Below are 17,250 nucleotides of genomic sequence, written 5' to 3' on the forward strand. Positions count from 1 at the left end.
CTGAAAAGCGCCGATAAACTGGTCAATGTGAGCTGAATCGCGCTAGCATTGCTGCAAACCCGACACAATGAGGATGCTATGGCTATTAAACTGATCGCAATTGATATGGATGGCACGCTGCTGAATCCGCAGCACGAGATCACCGCAGGCGTAAAATCGGCACTGAACCGCGCCCGGGAAAAAGGGGTTTCCATCGTGTTGGCGACCGGCCGACCTTATGTTGGTATTGAACGTTATTTGATGGAACTTGATCTCCATACGCCAGGTCAGTACTGCATCAGTAATAATGGCGCGCTTGTTCATCGGGCTGAAGATGGTGAAGTCGTCGCCGATGTGACGCTGGGCTTTGACGATTACATGTATGTTGAGAAGCTGGCCAGAGAACTGGGCGTGCATTTTCAGGCGTTTGATAAATCACACCTGTATACGCCAAATAAAGATATCAGCGAATTTACAATTCATGAAGCCAGCCTGACCGGCATCCCGGTACGTTATCGGGCCGTTGAAGAAATGGATCCGGCAACGCGTTTTCCAAAACTCATGATGATTGATAAACCCGCTCTGCTTGATGCGGCCATCGCCAGACTGCCTGAGCATGCGCACCAGACGTATACCATTTTGAAAAGCGCGCCCTACTATCTGGAAATTCTCGACCGTCGGGTAAACAAAGGTTATGGCGTAAAAATGCTGGCAGAGAAGCTGGGTTTGCAAGCGGAAGAGGTTATGGCGATAGGCGATCAGGAAAATGATCTGGCGATGATTGAATACGCAGGGACCGGCGTCGCGATGGGCAATGCGATTGATTCTGTGAAAAAAATAGCCCAGTTTGTGACCAAAACCAATATGGAAGATGGGGTTGCGCACGCCATTGAAAAATGGGTGCTTTAATCGGTTTCTTTTATGGGTAAAACCGCGCAGTCAGGTCAGTCATCTGCACGGTTTTACCCATAACATCACTGCAACTGTCAAATAACGCGCCTGCTCACGAGTGCTTTCATGCCTGAAAAACAGATTACTTTTGCTCCTCGTCATCATCAACTGACCAACATCAACGTCTGGACGCCCGACAGCCAGTGGCTGGCCTTTGATGTGCGGCCTTCCGGCGCGTCGTTCACCGGTAAGACAATTGAACGCGTTAATGTGAATACCGGCGAAGTGGAAGTGCTGTATGAGGCAACGGCGGGCGCCCATGTTGGCGTGGTGACGGTTTGTCCCACCTTACCCGAGCGCTATGTCTGTATTCATGGGCCAGAGCATCCTGACGACAACTGGCATTATGACTTTCATCATCGCCGCGGCGTGATCATTGAAGCGGGTCAGGCCGCCAGTCTGGATGCATGCGATATCACGCCGCCCTTTACGCCAGGTGCTTTGCGCGGCGGTTCTCACGTCCATGTTTTTAGTCCGGATGGCTCGCGCCTCAGCTTCACCTATAACGATCACGTGATGCACGAGCTGGATATCAGTCTTGATCTGCGCAATGTCGGCATTGCCGTCCCGTTAAAAGCAGTGAAACCAGAAAAACAGCATCCGCGCGAATATGATGGCAGCCATTTTTGTGTAGTAGTCAGTGAAACGACAGCGCACCCACAGCCGGGCAGCGATCAAATCAATCGGGCCTATGAAGAGTGCTGGATTGGTCATCAGGGCTATGAAAAGCCGGACGGCAGCCGTCAACGCTGGGCCATCGCCTTTATTGGCGACACGCTTTCCGCGGCAGGAGACAAGCATCCCGAGGTATTTGTCGTCGATTTGCCAGAGGCACTGGAAGCCTATGCCAAACCCGGCCGCTCACCGCTGGAAGGGGACAGCCACCATCTACCTGCGCCACCAGCGGGGGTTCAACAGCGACGGTTAACCTATAGCAAGGGACTGGCGCAACAACCTCGCCACTGGTTACGTAGCTCACCCGATGGCAGCGCTATCGCCTTTTTGATGGCGGACAGCCAGCAGGTGATTCAATTATGGTGGGTATCGCCTAACGGCGGTGAACCGCGCCAGATAACGCGGCTGAACCACAGCATTCAGTCTGCATTTAGCTGGCATCCTCGTGGTGAAGCCATTGCCTTTATTTGCGACAACAGCGTGATGCTGTGTCACTGGCAAACGGGAGAGTGCGAACGCTTAACCGCCCGCACCGGGTCGGCACCGTCCGGGGATGCGGTGGTCTGGTCACCGGATGGAAAAAAGATCGCTTTTATGCGGGAAAAAGAGGGCTGGCAGCACCTGTTTACTGTGACGGTTGCATAGCGGGCATGGGCTGAGCATGCGCCAGATTTTCCTCGGTGTGGGCCAGCTTTTCACTCTGAAGCACGCGGGCACGCGGCGAATCCAGGGCTTTATCCTTGTCGCTGCGATAGTAATCCCAGGGCAGTAACAGCGTATCCATGACGGCAGAAAAAGGCAGATCAACCAGCGCCAGGGGCTTTAGCGCCCAGCTGGCCTGACTGTCCGTCAGAATGTCGGCACTGGCACGTGTGCCCGGATAGTAGCCCTGACTTGCACCGGTATGCGTCATGACGCTGGAACATCCACCGGAAGCGACTGCGCAACACATCACGCCAGCCAACGGTAACCTTTTCATCATTTTCATATGTCGTCCCTTCGATTCTGGCACCTGATTGCGTGAGCGCACCAGCGTACCCTCTCAGTCATGAAGTCCGTTCTGGTCCGGCAATTTACCCTTGAGTGTATGCCATTTCGCCAGTTTGGCGAAAAAAATCACGCATCGGGTCTTGAAAGCCTGGGGTCTGCACCCATTTTCTAAACAGGGTCGTTAAGGCTGCCGCCGAAAGGGGCAATGCGGTCCTGCACAACCTGTCCAATAGTGGAAGGTTGCCAAAACTTGCTGACATTCAGGAGTCTTTTTATGCGTAACTTTGATCTGTCTCCCCTTTATCGCTCTGCCATCGGATTTGATCGCCTGTTCAACCTGCTTGAGTCCAATCAAAATCAGAGCAACGGTGGTTATCCCCCTTACAATGTTGAACTGGTTGATGAGAACCATTACCGCATCACTATCGCGGTAGCCGGTTTTGCTCAGAGTGAACTGGATATTACGGCCCACGACAACGTGCTCATCGTGCGTGGTGCGCATCCGGAAGAGCAGACAGAACGTAAATATCTCTATCAGGGCATCGCCGAGCGTAATTTCGAGCGTAAATTCCAGCTGGCTGACCATATCGTCGTGCGCGACGCGCGCCTGGAAAATGGTCTGCTGAGCATCGATCTTGAGCGTTTGATTCCTGAAGAAGCGAAACCACGCCGGATTGAAATTTTAAAATAAAGCGGCCGTGACGGCTGAGTAAACATGAGAACGGTCACAGCATACAGGTTGTGGCCGTTTTTTTATGACCGCGACAAGCAGATTGATGCGGATGCGGCGAAGCGATCGGTGATGGCCTGATGGTAAGAAAACGAAAAGCATCAGGTCGCGTTGACAAACGCAGGCTTCACCTGTCCCGCGCCTTCTTTTGCAGGTTCAGATCAATGCTGAATCTGTGCCAGATCTGCTTCACTCAACCCGGTCATTTTCATCACGGTTGTTCTGTCCAGGCCATGCTGCAGCATAGTGCGCGCAACCTCGCGTTTACCTTCATTACGGCCTTCATGCCGCCCGGTCTGAATACCCTTCTCAAAGCCCTTCTGCATACCTTTTTGTTCAAGCTGCTGTGCAATGGTCATAAGCGTGTCTCCGTGTTGCGGCACCCGCAAGGCCAGTTCCTGAATAAAAGCCTCGACGTCTGGGGTTTCACCCGCCTGCACAATGTAGTGCACCAACGATACAATCTGTGATGACGAAAGATAACCGGACAGCAGCACAGGGACAAGTCTGTCCATCAGATTTGCGAGATCGCGCTGATGGATGTGCTTTTGCAGCAGAGTCAGTGCCGCCATGCTGCGATGTTCCACAATCTCATCGTCAGGCATTACCGTAATATCAACCAGAGGGAAGCAAGTACTGTAGAGCCTGCGAGCCAGTGCCGGATGCGTAAAATCATCCAGCCAGCAGGTGGAATAAGGATAGGGTCTGCGTTTACCCATATAAAACAGCACCGGTATCACCAGCGGCAGCGTTTTATAGCCGGCATCCAGGTGGCGCTGCATGGCCGCGACCGCGTAGCGAAGAAGCCTGAACGCCATATGCCTGTCAGGTGAAGACTGATGTTCGATCAGGACGTACATATAGCCCTCACCCGCTGTCGTTTTGAGACTATACAGCACATCACTGAAATACTGCCGGAGATCCGCTTCAACAAAGGAACCGGACGCCAGTTTTAACGTCCGTAAGTCGCAAATCGCGCGCAGATCTGCGGGAAGATGAATTTCCATGAAATCGCGGGCAATGTCAGGTTGGGTGAGAAACTGACGAAAGGTTGCATCATGTGGTGTTGGCGTTGCGTTTTTCTTCTTCATCATTGCTGGCCCGGTTATAAAGCACACGGGCGAAAGTCGTGATGAGTGAAAAGAGATGTCTGGCCGCCCTGGCAATGCGGATACTTCCATGCATCCGCATTGCTGTCCAGGCGGAGGTTTTATTCTGCGAGCGGGCTGCCAAAGCCAGCCCGAAAACGCGCGCATGCACAGGCATTTACGAAAGGGTAGTTACGTCGGGCACGTCAGTTTGACGAGTGGTAAGCGCTAATGTTGCGGCTGCCTGAGCCAGCGCTGACCAATCACGCCACCAAACATATTGACCAGCAGCCCGACAATGATGATTACAGCACCCACAATCTGCTGGCGTGATAAGGTTTCCCCCAGCACCAGGGCTGCCGAAACAATCCCAACAACAGGCACCAGCAGGGAAAGCGGTGCCACACGCCAGGTTTCATAACGGCTAAGCAACGTACTCCAGATGCCGTAACCCATAATGGTCGCCACAAAAGCCAGGTAAATCAGCGCCATCACCGTCTGTAGATCAATGTGCGTCAGACTGGTAATGATTGCCGACCGGCCTTCAAACAGCAGCGAACAGGCAAAGAAAGGAACGACGGGCACCAGCGCGCTCCAGACCACTAGCGACATAACCGGTACGGGATAATGCCGGGTGATGATTTTATTGGTGATATTCCCCAGTCCCCAGGAAAACGCCGCCGCCAGCATAAGCATCATAGTGGTCAATGTTATGCCGGCGGCGCTCTGGCCAGCCATGCCGGAGGTGGCTAATAAAAAAATGCCTGAGGTGGCAATCAGCATGCCCGCAATGTGATTCCAGCGCAGCTTTTCGGCCAGAAACAGCGCCCCAAGCAGCAGCGTAAAGAACGCCTGCGCCTGTAATATCAGCGAAGCAAGGCCTGCAGGCATACCCAGTTTGATGGCCAAAAACAGAAACGCAAACTGCCCAAAACTGATGGTCATGCCGTAAAGTAAAAGCCACTTTACTGGCACAGCAGGACGGCGCACCAGTAAAAGGGCAGGAAAGGCAACCAGTGCAAAACGCAATCCCGCCAGCAAAAAGGGAGGCATGTTATGCAGACCCAGTTTTATGACAACGAAGTTCACGCCCCACGCAATCACTACACACAGGGCTAACAGCCAGTCTTTTCCCGACACCGCACTCTCCTTTTGCCCGCGCTGGCCCGCACGGCCATATGCGCATCACGTCTGTTAATAATGCAAAATGCCTTTGCGATCGGGTTAAGGCAGCGTTGCGCTTCATCAAGGCCGGCCGGATAGAGACGACGCCTTGTTGCCCGATCGGGTCTGTAGATTTAACTGTCGCGCCAGGCGATCTCCACTTCTTCAGCCAGAATCTGTATGGCGCGCTCAATGTTTTCCGCATCCGGTACATAATTCATGCGCATGCACTGGTGCGTGTGCGGCCAGTCATGCTCCAGACCCGGAAAGAAAAAGTGGCCCGGCACCATCAGCACGCCCCGAGCTTTAAGCCGCTGGTACAGCAACTCCGTACTGATCGGTAAATCCCGGAACCACAGCCAGAGAAAAATTGCCCCCTCCGGTTTATGGATCAGACAGCGCTCCGCCGATAAGTACCGGCGAATAAGGGTGATCGTTTGCATCACCTTGTGCTGATAAAAAGGTTTAATCACTTCTTCAGACAAGCGCAGCAGATCGCCACGTTGAATCATTTCGCTGGCAATGGCCGGGCCAATACTGCCCGGTGCCAGGCTGATGATGCCGTTCATGTTACCGATCGCGGTAATCGTGCTCTCATCGGCGATGATGATCCCGCAACGTGCGCCTGGCAGACCGAGTTTGGATAAACTCATGCAGAGAATGATATTGGGGTTCCACAGCGGCCGCACATCACTAAAAATAATGCCGGGAAATGGCACACCATAAGCGTTGTCGATAAGTAACGGCACCTCATGCTGCTGCGCCAGCGCATCCAGTTGCAGAAGTTCGTCATCCGTAATGACATTGCCGGTTGGATTGGTCGGGCGCGATACGCAAATCAGCCCCACATCGTCATTCATGGGGAGATGTTCAAAATCGACGTGATACTTGAACTGCCCTTCCGGTAATAACTCTATGTTGGGCCTGGCAGAAATAAAGAGGTCTTCATCCAGGCCCGCATCAGCGTAACCCAGGTACTCTGGAGCCAGAGGAAACAGCACCCGTTTTTTACTGCCGTCACTGCGCCGCCCCGCGAACAGGTTGAAGAGATAAAAAAATGCGCTCTGACTGCCGTTAGTCAGCGCGATATTTTGCGCAGTGACAGACCAACCGCACTGCTCACGTAGCATTGCCGCCAGGGCATCCAGCAGCACGGCTTTACCGCGTGGACCATCGTAATTGCATAAGGCCTCACTCAGTTTGCCCTCGTCGTGCATCTGCTGCAGCAACTGCTGAAAATAATCGTTCATTGCCGGGATCTGTGCGGGGTTCCCGCCGCCAAGCATGATCGTGCCGGGCGTACGCAGGCCTGCGCCCATGTCTTCCATCAGACGTGAGATGCCGGAATGTTGAGTAAACTTGTCGCCGAACTGAGAAAAAGCCATAGCGGTTAAAAATTTGTAATAAAGAATGGGATAACCACCATAACGCCCGCTCCCGGCGGGCGCAATGGGCAGCCGCAGGATTACTTCAGCACCTGAGGATTCACGCAGTTCTTTTCAACCTTGCCGCTCAGGGCGGCAATGAGATTTTCTACCGCGTCCTGCATCATTCCATAGCGGGTTTCGTGGGTTGCAGAGCCAATGTGCGGCAACGTAACAACATTCGGTAACGACAGCAGCGGCGAGTCAGTCGGCAGCGGCTCTTTTTCGAAAACATCCAGCCCGGCGGCGTGGATCGTGCCCTCTTGTAGCGCGGTAATCAGGGCATTTTCATCTACCACTGGCCCACGGCCCGCGTTGATCAGCACCGCACTGGGCTTCATCATCGCCAGCTGTTCTGCGCCAATTAAATGATGCGTTTCTTCGGTAAGCGGCAGGCTGATGCAAACGAAATCGCTTTCTTTGAGCAGCGTTTCCAGCTCACACCGGCGGGCTGCAAACTGCGATTCGGCCTGGTCGTGCTGACGGCGCGCATTGTAGAGAATGCTCATGCCGAATCCGAAGTGCGCACGCTGGGCCAGCGCCATACCGATGCGTCCCATACCAAGAATTCCCATCGTCTTATGGTGCACATCCATGCCAAACCGGTCCGGACCAATACTTTTTTGCCAGTTGCCAGCTTTCACCCAGGCATCCAGCTCCGGTATACGTCTTGCCGTACTGAGAACCAGCGCCATGATGGTGTCGGCCACCGTTTCCGTCAGTACCGTTGGCGTGTGCATCAGCACTACCCCTCGCTGATTCAGGGCATCCACATCAAAGTTGTCATAGCCGACAGAAACGCTGGAACAGGCGCGCAGTGCGGGCATTTTGGCCAGCAACTCGCCGTTGACTTTTCCGCCCGATCCCAGCATTCCTTCGGCCTGTTGCAGTGCCTGCGCATGTTGCTGCTGGCTTTCGGGTGATAAATCGTTGATTTCGGTGATCGTGGCATAGTCTGCGAGACGCGCACGGAGATCGTCAGGCAATTTTTTATAAAGAATGACGGCGGGTTTCATCAGATAGCTTCCTGTAAATAAATGACGGGCAACACAAAGGTCGCCCGGAGAAAATGCTAACGCTTACGCTTTCAGGCCGGTTTCGCGCCTTGTAGCGGAGGCGCCTTATTTTGTGCGGGTTTGACGATAAGCGTCAGGACCACGGACAGCAGTAGTGCGCCACCCATAAAAATATAGGAGGCCGAAGGACTGCCGGTTGCCCCGTTCAGATAACCCACTATCCAGGAGCCGATAAACGAGCCCAACGCCCCCATACTGTTGATAAGCGCCATTGCGCCGCCGGAAACATTGCGGGGCAGCATTTCCGGAATAATGGCAAAGAACGGGCCATAAGGCGCGTACATCGCGGCACCGGCGACGACTAACAAGGTATAAGACAGCCAAAAATTGCCCGAACCCACCATATACGAACCGAGGAAGGCGAAGGCACCCACCAGCAACAGTGGCCAGACAAACAGTTTACGGTTTTGCGTTTTGTCCGATGCCCAGGACACCACCACCATCGCAATCGTGGCTGCCAGATAAGGCACAGCCGATAACCAGCCCGCTTCCACCATGCCCATTTGTGTACCGTTGCGCAAAATTGAAGGCAGCCACAGGACAAAACCGTAAACGCCAATACTCCAGGCAAAGTACTGCATACAGAGAATGATCACGTTACGATTGCGAAAGGCTTCGCCGTAGTTGCGCACCGCTTTGATGCTTTCTTGCTCTTTTTGCAGCGCGGCCTGTAGCGCGGCTTTTTCTGCATTGCTCATCCAGCGCGCTTGCGCAGGCTTATCCTGTACCATAAACCACCAGGCAATGGCCCAGATCACCGCAGGAATGCCTTCGAAGATAAACATTTCCCGCCAGCCAAACGCCTCTATCAGATACCCTGAAACCACGGACATCCACAGGACCGTGACGGGATTACCGAGAATTAAAAAGGTGTTTGCCCGCGAGCGCTCAGATTTTGTAAACCAGTTACTGATGTAAATCAGCATAGCAGGCATTACCGCAGCCTCGACAACCCCCAGCACAAAGCGAATCGCCGCCAGCACAGGGATGTTGCTGACAACGCCGGTGAGTGAAGCACAGCCGCCCCACAACAGCAGGCACCAGAAGATCAGTTTTTTTACACTGCGGCGCTCCGCATAGATCGCCCCAGGGATTTGAAAAAAGAAATACCCCAGAAAGAACAACGCACCCAGCAGGGAAGACATTCCTTTGGTAATGCCCAGATCGTCATTGATGCCAGCGGCGGATGCGAAGCTAAAATTTGCCCGATCCAGATAGGCAAGACTGTAGGTGATAAACACGATGGGCATAATGAACCACCAGCGTTTAGGCGCGATAATCTGCGTTTTCATCGGGAACTCCTCTGTTTCTGTTTGCGGGCCGGGCTACACATCACCTAACTGCTGACGCGTCGGCAAACCTTCGCTGTCACCACTCACCTGAATCGCCAGTGAACCAATTTTGTTCCCCCGGCGAATCGCCTCTACCAGTGGTTTCCCTTCCAGCAATGCACTTATGACTCCCACGGCAAACCCATCTCCGGCCCCGACCGTGTCCACAACCTGATCAACTTTGATTGCCGCCACCTGGCCCTGCTCCCCCCCGGCTGTCTTATACCAGGCGCCCTCGCCGCCGGTTTTAATCACCACCGCTTTTACCCCTTTATCGAGATAAAAATCGGCAATATCCTGCGGTTGGCGATAGCCGGTTAAGATGTAACCCTCTTTTTCACCGGGCAGTACCCAGTCTGCGTATTCCGCTAACAGATTGAGTTGCTTACGCATTTCCTCTTCGCTGCGCCACAGCACCGGACGCAGATTAGGATCAAAGGAAATTGTTTTACCCCGCGCCCGCATCTCTTTCGCAGCATGCCTGGTCAGCTCAAGCGAACTGTCTGATATTGCTGCCGCCACGCCGCTCAGATGCAAATGGCGTGCAGAGCCAAAATAATCGTGGTCAAAATCCTCGGGTGACAGATGACTGGCAGCGGAGCCTTTGCGGAAATATTCCACGAGCGGATCGGAACCATCATCCACTTTAGATTTAAGCTGAAAGCCCGTGGGATAGCGCGGATCGACGGTCACCTGACGATGGTCGATATTTTCTTTATCCAGCACCTGACAAATAAAACGACCAAACGCGTCCTGTCCAATACGACTCACCCAGCCCACTTTCAGCCCGAGGCGTGCCAGACCGATGGCGACATTCAGTTCTGCACCTGCGGCGCGTTTGATAAATGTTTCTACTGCAGCCAAATCACCCGTTTCGCGGGCGACAAACATGGCCATGGCTTCGCCGATCGTGATGACATCAAGCGTACCGTTAGGATGAGTCGTCATTTTTACTCCTCAGACATTACGCAGCAGCGTCACATAATGGCGCGTAACCGCAATCAGATTGTCGCCTTCCAGCGGAAATTCAATACCGCGAGGGGCTCTCGCCGGTAGCCGATGCAACAGGTCTTGCCAGCCCGGTCCGGCATCGTCGAGCGCAATAGCGCGATAGCTTTTCCCCTGCGGCACCGCTGCTTTGACGTGCACGTAACCCACCTGGTCGGTCAGCAGGACTGCGGCCTGCTCCGGGTTTTCGCCTGTCCAGTGCCAGTTCCCCATATCGAAAGTCATGCCAATCGGCAATGCCGCCTCACGGGCAGCGTTAAAAAAGCGCAGCATCGGTTGCAGTTTGCCGTGCACTGTCTGGTCATTTTCCACGGTCAGCGGCACGCCATATTCCGCAATCAGCATGCGCAGTGTTTCGCTGTACAGAGCCCCCGTAAAATTGCCCAGCGCCACCTTTAGTCTCTGCGCGTTTAGTTGACGAGCTTCGGTAAAATAACGCGTCAGCAAAGGGTTCAGCTTACCGTCCTCACTGAACAAGGTATCGGGTACAGAATAGCTGGCGCGCAGCCGGTGCTGATCAATGGCCAGCGCCAGCGCGGGCAGGTCATCGAAAGTCGTGTCATCGAACAATTCGCGACGGATTTCCACACCGTCCGCACCAGCCTGCTGAATGATCGGTAAGAGCGCCCTTTGTCCGCCCAGCGCAGCAATCTGTTGATGTCCATAAGCCGCCGTGACGACGATAATTTCGGGCTCCATTGCGGACTCCTAAGGGGGAAAATCGGTATTAACGTTATAAAAACGTTAAATGGAACCGGTTCCAAAGCAAAGTAGCAAAATGCGGAATTATGATCGTGCTCACGAAGCGAGCACGTAAGTGAAGGGAACAATCTGAAAATTAGTGAAGACGCTGGCTTGATCCCCGGACAATCAGCTCACCCGAGAAAACCTGCTCACAGGGAGGATGATCGTGGCCTTCGATACGCGAAATCAGGCGCTCCAGCGCATGGTAGCCAATCTGCCAGGTGGGCTGTTTAAGCGTGGTAATCCCGACACCTGCCAACGCCGCCCACTCCAGCTCATCAAACCCCAATAAACCCATGTCGCTTCCCCAGTGCAAATTTAGACGCTGAAGGGAACGGGCCACCTGTAAGGTCAGCGCACCGTTTGCCACCATAACTGCGCAACGCCTGTCTGCATGACGCTGACAGAAGTCACGCAAGACGGTATCCATCACATCGGGCTGATGCAGCGAGACTTCTGCATTTTCATGGAGGATGGCCGGATGCGCAGCCAGACGCTGGCGAAACGCCTGCAGGCGCTCACGACGGGTATTCACGCTGCCTAACGGTTCACTCAAAAACAGCAGCGCCTCATAACCGTTATCAATTAAGTGATCGGTGGCCGTTTCTGCCGCTTCAGCATTATTCAGGCCCACCACATCACAGGGAAAATCGGGGATTTTTCGGTCAATCAGCACCATCGGCAGCAAAGATTGCTGCAGCCGGCTCAGTACCTTTTCATGCATACCTACCGCGTTAACGACAATGCCTTCAACCTGATAGCTACTCAGCAACTGCAAATAATGCTGTTCAAGATCGACTTCATTGTTGGTGTTACACATAAGCAATGTAAAGCCGCAGGCACGACAGGCCGCTTCAATGCCGCACATAACGTCCACGGAATAGGGATTGGTGATATCGGCAATGATTAACCCGATTAGCCGGGTTCGCCCCCGTTTAAGCCCGCGCGCCATCTGGCTTGGCCGATAGTTAAGATCGCTAATTGCCTGTTCAATGCGCGCTTTTAAGTCGGGAGAAAGCAGATGCTGTTCGCCGTTAAGATAACGCGAGACGCTGGTTTTCCCGGTTTTTGCCGCGCGGGCAACATCGCTAATAGTGGCGCGAGAAGGCCTGATTTTCATAGAATATTCCGCAAATTACGCATGCCGCGAGACTACCACAGGCGTCCGGCATGACAAACACGTTAGCGCTGTGCGGGCAGTTGCAGACTGGGTTGCCACAAGACCTGTAGCCGGGCCAGCGGTGCGCCGTCCAGTAACTGCATCACCATGGTCGCAAGCTGTTCGCCTCTCTCCTGCTCACTGGCCTGACGAATCGCAATAACCGGAAAATCAATGATGGCGTCAACCGGGAGTCCATCCCAGGCTATCAAAGTGACGGCATCCTCACCCTGCAGTCGTCCTGCCTGCTGAAGCGCCATTAACGCGCCTTCGGCCAGCGTACTGCTATCGGTAATAATGGCCTGAGGTTGTAGCCCTTCAGCCAGCCAGGCGGAGACTTGTTGATACCCTGCGCGGCGCGAGGGAGCAACCGCCGCAGTGGCATAAGGTGGTACGGAATCCAGGGCGTTCAGGTAGCCCTGACGGCGATCGCGAACAAACGTACAGCGTTCGTTTCCCCCGAGAAAGGCGATGCGCTGCATGCCCTGGGTCAGGCAGTGTTTTACCGCCAGCGCGGAACCTGCGGCGTTATCGACATCAAACCAGGCATGATTTTGCTGTGCATCAGTGCGCCCCAGCGAGAGAAAATTAAAGCCCTTCTGCTGTAAGCAGCGCAGGCGTTCGTCCTGCGGCAAGGTGTGCGTGATGATTAGCGCATCGACCACGCGACTGCGTAGCATACGCATCAGTGAACGCTGTCCGTCACAGGGTTTGTCCGTCAGCAACAGCAGGTCGATATCATAGTGGGAAAGACGCTGGTCCAGCGCCAGTAATATCTTATTGAAATGGATATCGCTGAGGGGCGGGGCGCTCATCGGGTAGACGACGCCGACCGCGTTAGCGCGTCCGGTTTTTAAACGCCGGGCAGCTACATTAGGACGGTAGCCACGTCGCTGGGCTTCTTCTTCCACGCGCTGACGCGTGTGTTTTGCTACATCCTCATACCCATTCAGGGCGCGACTCACGGTGGTTACGGAGAGCCCCAGGACTGACGCAATGGCTTTAAGTGACATGATGCGTTATCCATTGTTCAATTTGAACCATGCTGGCATAAAGCGTTAACTGGCACTGTGTACAGGCACCAACTGGAAACCTTACCGAGTTTATTGTCTAAAAATTGTCGAATAACTGACAGTAGCATGTCTTTCGCCCCCAGTGACAGGGGGCGAAATGATCAATTTAACGGGCTCAGCGTAATTTCAACCCGGCGGTTTTGGGCTTTGCCTGCTTCAGTGCTGTTGGTCGCAATGGGGCTGTCGGGGCCGACACCCTGCGTATGCAGACGGTCAGCCGCCACGCCCTGTACGATCAAGGCGCTGGCCACGCTTTCTGCGCGCTGTTGTGACAGGCGCATATTCAATGCGCGCGACCCCGTACTATCCGTATGCCCCACCACGTTTACGGCCGTTTTCGGATACTCTTTTAGTACCATTGCGACGCCGGTCAGGGTATTGGCACCGGCTGGCTTCAGACTGCTGCTGCTGGAATCGAAGGTCACATTGTTTGGCATATTCAACACAATATTGTCGCCCTGGCGCGTCACACTGACGCCCGTACCCTTCATTTTATCGCGCAGTTTTGCTTCCTGAACATCCATGTAATACCCCACACCGCCGCCTAAGGCTGCGCCGCTGGCGGCACCGATGAGTGCCCCTTTACCCCGATCTTTCTTCGAGGATGAAAGCACGCCCACACCGGCGCCGACTAATGCACCAAGACCCGCCCCCACGCCGGATTTTCCGGCCTGCGACTCGCCGGTATAGGGATTCGTGGTACAACCGGATATCACCAGGCTACCGCTGATTAATAACGAGATGGCAATCAATTTTTTCTGCATTATGTGTCCCTTGGGTTTCTCTAATCGGGGCGCCCCGGCCCCTTACTGGCCCTGATTATGCCGCGTAAAAGTGAGGGAAATCCTGAGACAATGTCTTATTTTGTAAAGGAGCGGTGTTAAATGTTATCAGGATGGCAAAAGCAGTTGGTTTGGTGATCGTTAATCAGGCCGCAGGCTTGCATAAAGGAGTAGCAAATTGTCGGACCGATGAATTTAAAACCACGCGTCTTTAATGCTTTAGAGAGTGCTATAGCCTGCGAAGAGGTGGTCGGGCTCTGTTTGTAATCCGCATAGTGGTGAACAATTGGCTGGTTATCGACGAACTGCCAGACGAAATGGGCAAAATCTTCCCCTTCCGCCTCCATCGCCAGCATCGCTCTGGCGTTGGCAATAATCGCCGCAATTTTACCCGGGTGACGAATGATGCCGCTGTTTTGCATAAGTTGGACAACGTCCTGATCGTTCATCAATGCCACCGCCTGCGGATCAAACTGGTGAAAGGCCGCGCGGTAATTCTCGCGTTTTTTCAGCACCGTAATCCAGGATAACCCGGCCTGTTGACCTTCCAGACACAGCATTTCAAACAGCGCCAGTTTATCTCTCTGCGCACGGCCCCACTCATTGTCATGGTAAGCCAGATAGAGGGGATCCTGCGTAACCCAGCCGCATCGTTGCATCATGGTATTCCTTTATAAAGCGCCAGTTTGTTGACCGATGGTAGAGGGAAACTGCCACCATTTGAACCCGCCACATGACAAAATGCGAGGCGGCTTCCATAGTCACCACCACATCCGTAAAGCATTGAAAGCGAAGGCAGCCCCACGCCAGGCGAATACAATGATAACGATAGTCATTTTCAGGTCATTCCATGCGTAACGAAGTCATTCTTATCGGCCGTGAAATCACGGTATTCCTTTTTGCCTCCCTGTTTATCACCTTCATGCTTGTCCCCCTCTATATGGATGTGGTGTGGATGGATAACGCGCTGCACGAAGCCTCTTTTACTGAAACCACACAGGAACTGTTGTTAGTTAGTCTCGCGGGCGCATTTTATATTGCCGCACGACACCGTCCCGATCAGTGCGGTGGATTAACCTTAATAGCCGGTTTTTACAGCTGTATGCTTATCCGCGAGCTGGATTTCTTCTTCGATCTTGTTCGTCACGGCAGTTGGGTGTGGTTTGCACTGGCGGCCGCACTGGCGAGTTTCGCCGTCGCCATGCGTACTCCCAGGCAGACGCTCCGTACGCTGGCGAACCTGCTGCACCATAACCGTTGGCCCGTGATGGCGACCGGACTGATGATTGTGCTGGTTTTCTCACGTCTGTTTGGCATGAACACCCTCTGGCAACACCTGATGCCCGATCATTACAACCGCGGGGTAAAAAACATGGCCGAAGAAGGGGTAGAGCTGCTGGGATACAGCCTGTGTTGGCTGGCCGGTCTGCGCTATCTGTGGCAAACCCGGCCGTGAACGCGCAAGTCTCTGTCCGCCCCACGGTTGCATAACAGGCGCTCGCCGGGGAGATCGCCGGCAACGCTTTTTCAGCGATCCCGCGCCTTAAAAAAGGTACAATATGCCCTTCTGCACCGCGACAGGTGATCCGGTGTTGGGTGTAAGTTAACCGCAGGTCTTTTCATGTCAGTCAAAATCTTAACGTCAACGCTAATCGGTCTGGAGGCTTTCCGTCAGGACCCGCAGAGCGCCTTACAGCAGGCTGAAGACGGCATGCTGGCGGTGCTGGATAATTACACGCCGGTGATGTATGCCCTCACTCCCGCGCGTCTTGCACAGTTATTAGCCCTTGAAGCCGCCGCTCAGCAACCCAGTGATGTGGCGCTGGATGACAGTCTGTATGACGATGTTTCTGCTACGCTGCATAAACCCGTCGGCAAGTTTGCCATGTATGACGGCTGGCAGCCTGACGCCGACTTTACCCGCCAGGCAGCAATCTGGGGCGTCGCGCTCAGCGAGCCGGTGACGGCGGCAGAGCTGGCCGCCTTTGTGGCTTACTGGCAGGCCGAAGGCCGCCTTTTTCATCATGTACAGTGGCAACAGAAGCTGGCGCGTAGCCTGCAGATGAACCGCGCCGCCAATGGCGGACAGCCGCGTCGCGATATTACGCAGATCAGCAGTACTGAATACGATATTCCCGATGGTTTCCGAGGTGAGTAATGAAAACGCCCAACGATCTGTTTAACCGTCTGAAAAGAATGATGCCAGCAGGAACCCGTCCCAAATTCACCAATGGTGAAGAGTTGCTGGCCTGGAACCAGGAACAGGGGCGGTTGCGTTCAGAAGCGATTGTGCGAGAAAACCGCGCGATGAAAATGCAGCGTATCATGGGGCGTTCTGGGATTCGTGATTTGCATATTAACTGCTCATTCGACAACTACCGTGTCGAGAATGAAGGTCAGCGCAAAGCCCTGGAGCAGGCGCGCCAGTATGCTGCTAATTTTGAAGGAAACATCGCCAGTTTTGTCTTTGCAGGTCGGCCGGGCACAGGGAAAAATCATCTGGCTGCCGCCATCGGTAACGATCTGATTTTGCGTGGCAAGAGCGTGCTTATCGTGACTGTCGCGGATCTGATGTCCAGCATGAAAGGAACGTTCAGCGGCAGCAGTGATATCACCGAAGAGCGACTGATTCAGGATCTGAGCAGCGTGGATTTGCTGGTCATTGATGAGATTGGTATGCAGAGTGAATCGCGCTACGAAAAAGTGATTATTAACCAGATTGTTGACCGCCGCTCGTCATCTAAACGTCCGACGGGGATGCTCACCAATCTCGATCCCACCGGAATGAACGCCCTGTTAGGTGAACGCGTGATGGATCGTATGCGTTTAGGTAACAGCCTGTGGGTGCGCTTCGACTGGGAAAGCTATCGCAGCCGCGTCCGGGGTGACGAATACTGATGTTGCTGCCCGCTGAAGCGGGCGGTAGGGTTACTCTCCAGTTGCATTATCCTGTGGCCTGGCCCCCATTTCTGACGTAATCCCCTTATTCAGAGGACATTGCTATTTGGCAGCCCTCTCTGCCCAATGCTAAGTTTTCATTAGACATCAAACTAATAAGACTTCGTTGGCGGTGGGC

General features: G+C 53.9%; 18 protein-coding genes. 6 read left to right on the plus strand and 12 right to left on the minus strand.

The features are described 5' to 3' along the window. Window positions 1-78 precede the first annotated feature (78 nt). Window positions 79-888: a sugar-phosphatase gene (gene yidA, locus C7433_RS18040; RefSeq protein WP_006121374.1), complete on the plus strand. Its 810-nt coding sequence runs from the start codon at window positions 79-81 to the stop codon at window positions 886-888. 108 nt (window positions 889-996) lie between these two features. Continuing rightward, on the plus strand, window positions 997-2,250 hold the full coding sequence (locus C7433_RS18045; protein ID WP_110268666.1) for a DUF3748 domain-containing protein: 1,254 nt from the start codon (window positions 997-999) through the stop codon (window positions 2,248-2,250). Here the strand turns inward: C7433_RS18045 and C7433_RS18050 are convergent. Then, window positions 2,231-2,593: a YceK/YidQ family lipoprotein gene (locus C7433_RS18050; RefSeq protein ID WP_006121372.1), complete on the minus strand. Its 363-nt coding sequence runs from the start codon at window positions 2,591-2,593 to the stop codon at window positions 2,231-2,233. The genes C7433_RS18045 and C7433_RS18050 overlap by 20 nt on opposite strands. Before the next feature lie 276 nt (window positions 2,594-2,869). On the opposite strand from C7433_RS18050, the gene ibpA reads away from it, so the two are divergent. Further along, window positions 2,870-3,286: a small heat shock chaperone IbpA gene (ibpA, locus tag C7433_RS18055; protein ID WP_006121371.1), complete on the plus strand. Its 417-nt coding sequence runs from the start codon at window positions 2,870-2,872 to the stop codon at window positions 3,284-3,286. A gap of 200 nt (window positions 3,287-3,486) precedes the next feature. Here ibpA and C7433_RS18060 read toward each other — a convergent pair whose 3' ends face one another. The 11 genes from C7433_RS18060 to C7433_RS18110 all read right to left on the minus strand — a co-directional run bounded on the left by C7433_RS18060 (window position 3,487) and on the right by C7433_RS18110 (window position 14,833). Continuing rightward, window positions 3,487-4,416: an Rpn family recombination-promoting nuclease/putative transposase gene (locus C7433_RS18060; RefSeq protein WP_110268692.1), complete on the minus strand. Its 930-nt coding sequence runs from the start codon at window positions 4,414-4,416 to the stop codon at window positions 3,487-3,489. A gap of 225 nt (window positions 4,417-4,641) precedes the next feature. Further along, a complete protein-coding gene (locus C7433_RS18065; RefSeq protein ID WP_058701535.1) occupies window positions 4,642-5,553 on the minus strand; it encodes an EamA family transporter in 912 nt (303 codons plus the stop codon). Window positions 5,554-5,711: 158 nt separating this feature from the next. Beyond that, window positions 5,712-6,962, minus strand: a complete 1,251-nt coding sequence (locus tag C7433_RS18070) for a valine--pyruvate transaminase (protein ID WP_006121367.1) — start codon at window positions 6,960-6,962, stop codon at window positions 5,712-5,714. Between the two features lie 80 nt (window positions 6,963-7,042). After that, complete coding sequence (ghrB, locus tag C7433_RS18075; protein ID WP_039339173.1) at window positions 7,043-8,017, minus strand: glyoxylate/hydroxypyruvate reductase GhrB; 975 nt, start codon at window positions 8,015-8,017, stop codon at window positions 7,043-7,045. 71 nt (window positions 8,018-8,088) lie between these two features. Further along, window positions 8,089-9,369, minus strand: a complete 1,281-nt coding sequence (locus C7433_RS18080; RefSeq protein WP_110268667.1) for an MFS transporter — start codon at window positions 9,367-9,369, stop codon at window positions 8,089-8,091. Between the two features lie 33 nt (window positions 9,370-9,402). Beyond that, window positions 9,403-10,356, minus strand: a complete 954-nt coding sequence (locus tag C7433_RS18085) for a sugar kinase (protein ID WP_054688589.1) — start codon at window positions 10,354-10,356, stop codon at window positions 9,403-9,405. A 9-nt stretch (window positions 10,357-10,365) separates the two neighbouring features. Next, on the minus strand, window positions 10,366-11,115 hold the full coding sequence (locus C7433_RS18090; protein ID WP_006121352.1) for a sugar phosphate isomerase/epimerase: 750 nt from the start codon (window positions 11,113-11,115) through the stop codon (window positions 10,366-10,368). A 139-nt stretch (window positions 11,116-11,254) separates the two neighbouring features. After that, on the minus strand, window positions 11,255-12,280 hold the full coding sequence (locus C7433_RS18095; RefSeq protein WP_110268668.1) for a LacI family DNA-binding transcriptional regulator: 1,026 nt from the start codon (window positions 12,278-12,280) through the stop codon (window positions 11,255-11,257). A 62-nt stretch (window positions 12,281-12,342) separates the two neighbouring features. Beyond that, window positions 12,343-13,332 carry a LacI family DNA-binding transcriptional regulator gene (locus tag C7433_RS18100; RefSeq protein ID WP_033737280.1) on the minus strand — a complete coding sequence of 330 codons (990 nt, stop codon included), beginning with the start codon at window positions 13,330-13,332 and terminating at the stop codon, window positions 12,343-12,345. Between the two features lie 161 nt (window positions 13,333-13,493). Continuing rightward, on the minus strand, window positions 13,494-14,156 hold the full coding sequence (locus tag C7433_RS18105) for an OmpA family lipoprotein (RefSeq protein ID WP_006121355.1): 663 nt from the start codon (window positions 14,154-14,156) through the stop codon (window positions 13,494-13,496). 116 nt (window positions 14,157-14,272) lie between these two features. Continuing rightward, window positions 14,273-14,833, minus strand: a complete 561-nt coding sequence (locus tag C7433_RS18110; protein WP_110268669.1) for a DNA-3-methyladenine glycosylase I — start codon at window positions 14,831-14,833, stop codon at window positions 14,273-14,275. A gap of 191 nt (window positions 14,834-15,024) precedes the next feature. Here C7433_RS18110 and C7433_RS18115 point away from each other — a divergent pair, with 191 nt between their 5' ends. The 3 genes from C7433_RS18115 (at window position 15,025) to dnaC (ending at window position 17,072) form a co-directional block, all read left to right on the plus strand. After that, on the plus strand, window positions 15,025-15,630 hold the full coding sequence (locus C7433_RS18115) for a hypothetical protein (protein ID WP_058701537.1): 606 nt from the start codon (window positions 15,025-15,027) through the stop codon (window positions 15,628-15,630). Between the two features lie 165 nt (window positions 15,631-15,795). Then, the gene (gene dnaT / locus C7433_RS18120) at window positions 15,796-16,332 is read left to right on the plus strand and encodes a primosomal protein DnaT (RefSeq protein WP_110268670.1); all 537 of its coding nucleotides are present in this window, start codon (window positions 15,796-15,798) and stop codon (window positions 16,330-16,332) included. Further along, complete coding sequence (gene dnaC / locus C7433_RS18125) at window positions 16,332-17,072, plus strand: DNA replication protein DnaC (protein WP_006121359.1); 741 nt, start codon at window positions 16,332-16,334, stop codon at window positions 17,070-17,072. The genes dnaT and dnaC overlap by 1 nt, the downstream gene beginning before the upstream one ends. The last annotated feature ends 178 nt before the right edge of the window (window positions 17,073-17,250 follow it).

Source organism: Pantoea sp. PNA 03-3 (assembly GCF_003201175.1).
GTDB lineage: Bacteria > Pseudomonadota > Gammaproteobacteria > Enterobacterales > Enterobacteriaceae > Pantoea > Pantoea stewartii.

Excerpts from the sequence above, each read along its gene's own strand:
- yidA (WP_006121374.1), top strand. The coding sequence starts at position 79 with ATGGCTATTAAACTGATCGCAATTGATATGGATGGCACGCTGCTGAAT.
- C7433_RS18045 (WP_110268666.1), top strand. The coding sequence starts at position 997 with ATGCCTGAAAAACAGATTACTTTTGCTCCTCGTCATCATCAACTGACC.
- C7433_RS18050 (WP_006121372.1), bottom strand. The coding sequence starts at position 2,593 with ATGAAAATGATGAAAAGGTTACCGTTGGCTGGCGTGATGTGTTGCGCA.
- ibpA (WP_006121371.1), top strand. The coding sequence starts at position 2,870 with ATGCGTAACTTTGATCTGTCTCCCCTTTATCGCTCTGCCATCGGATTT.
- C7433_RS18060 (WP_110268692.1), bottom strand. The coding sequence starts at position 4,416 with ATGAAGAAGAAAAACGCAACGCCAACACCACATGATGCAACCTTTCGT.
- C7433_RS18070 (WP_006121367.1), bottom strand. The coding sequence starts at position 6,962 with ATGGCTTTTTCTCAGTTCGGCGACAAGTTTACTCAACATTCCGGCATC.
- ghrB (WP_039339173.1), bottom strand. The coding sequence starts at position 8,017 with ATGAAACCCGCCGTCATTCTTTATAAAAAATTGCCTGACGATCTCCGT.
- C7433_RS18080 (WP_110268667.1), bottom strand. The coding sequence starts at position 9,369 with ATGAAAACGCAGATTATCGCGCCTAAACGCTGGTGGTTCATTATGCCC.
- C7433_RS18085 (WP_054688589.1), bottom strand. The coding sequence starts at position 10,356 with ATGACGACTCATCCTAACGGTACGCTTGATGTCATCACGATCGGCGAA.
- C7433_RS18090 (WP_006121352.1), bottom strand. The coding sequence starts at position 11,115 with ATGGAGCCCGAAATTATCGTCGTCACGGCGGCTTATGGACATCAACAG.
- C7433_RS18095 (WP_110268668.1), bottom strand. The coding sequence starts at position 12,280 with ATGAAAATCAGGCCTTCTCGCGCCACTATTAGCGATGTTGCCCGCGCG.
- C7433_RS18100 (WP_033737280.1), bottom strand. The coding sequence starts at position 13,332 with ATGTCACTTAAAGCCATTGCGTCAGTCCTGGGGCTCTCCGTAACCACC.
- C7433_RS18105 (WP_006121355.1), bottom strand. The coding sequence starts at position 14,156 with ATGCAGAAAAAATTGATTGCCATCTCGTTATTAATCAGCGGTAGCCTG.
- C7433_RS18110 (WP_110268669.1), bottom strand. The coding sequence starts at position 14,833 with ATGCAACGATGCGGCTGGGTTACGCAGGATCCCCTCTATCTGGCTTAC.
- C7433_RS18115 (WP_058701537.1), top strand. The coding sequence starts at position 15,025 with ATGCGTAACGAAGTCATTCTTATCGGCCGTGAAATCACGGTATTCCTT.
- dnaT (WP_110268670.1), top strand. The coding sequence starts at position 15,796 with ATGTCAGTCAAAATCTTAACGTCAACGCTAATCGGTCTGGAGGCTTTC.
- dnaC (WP_006121359.1), top strand. The coding sequence starts at position 16,332 with ATGAAAACGCCCAACGATCTGTTTAACCGTCTGAAAAGAATGATGCCA.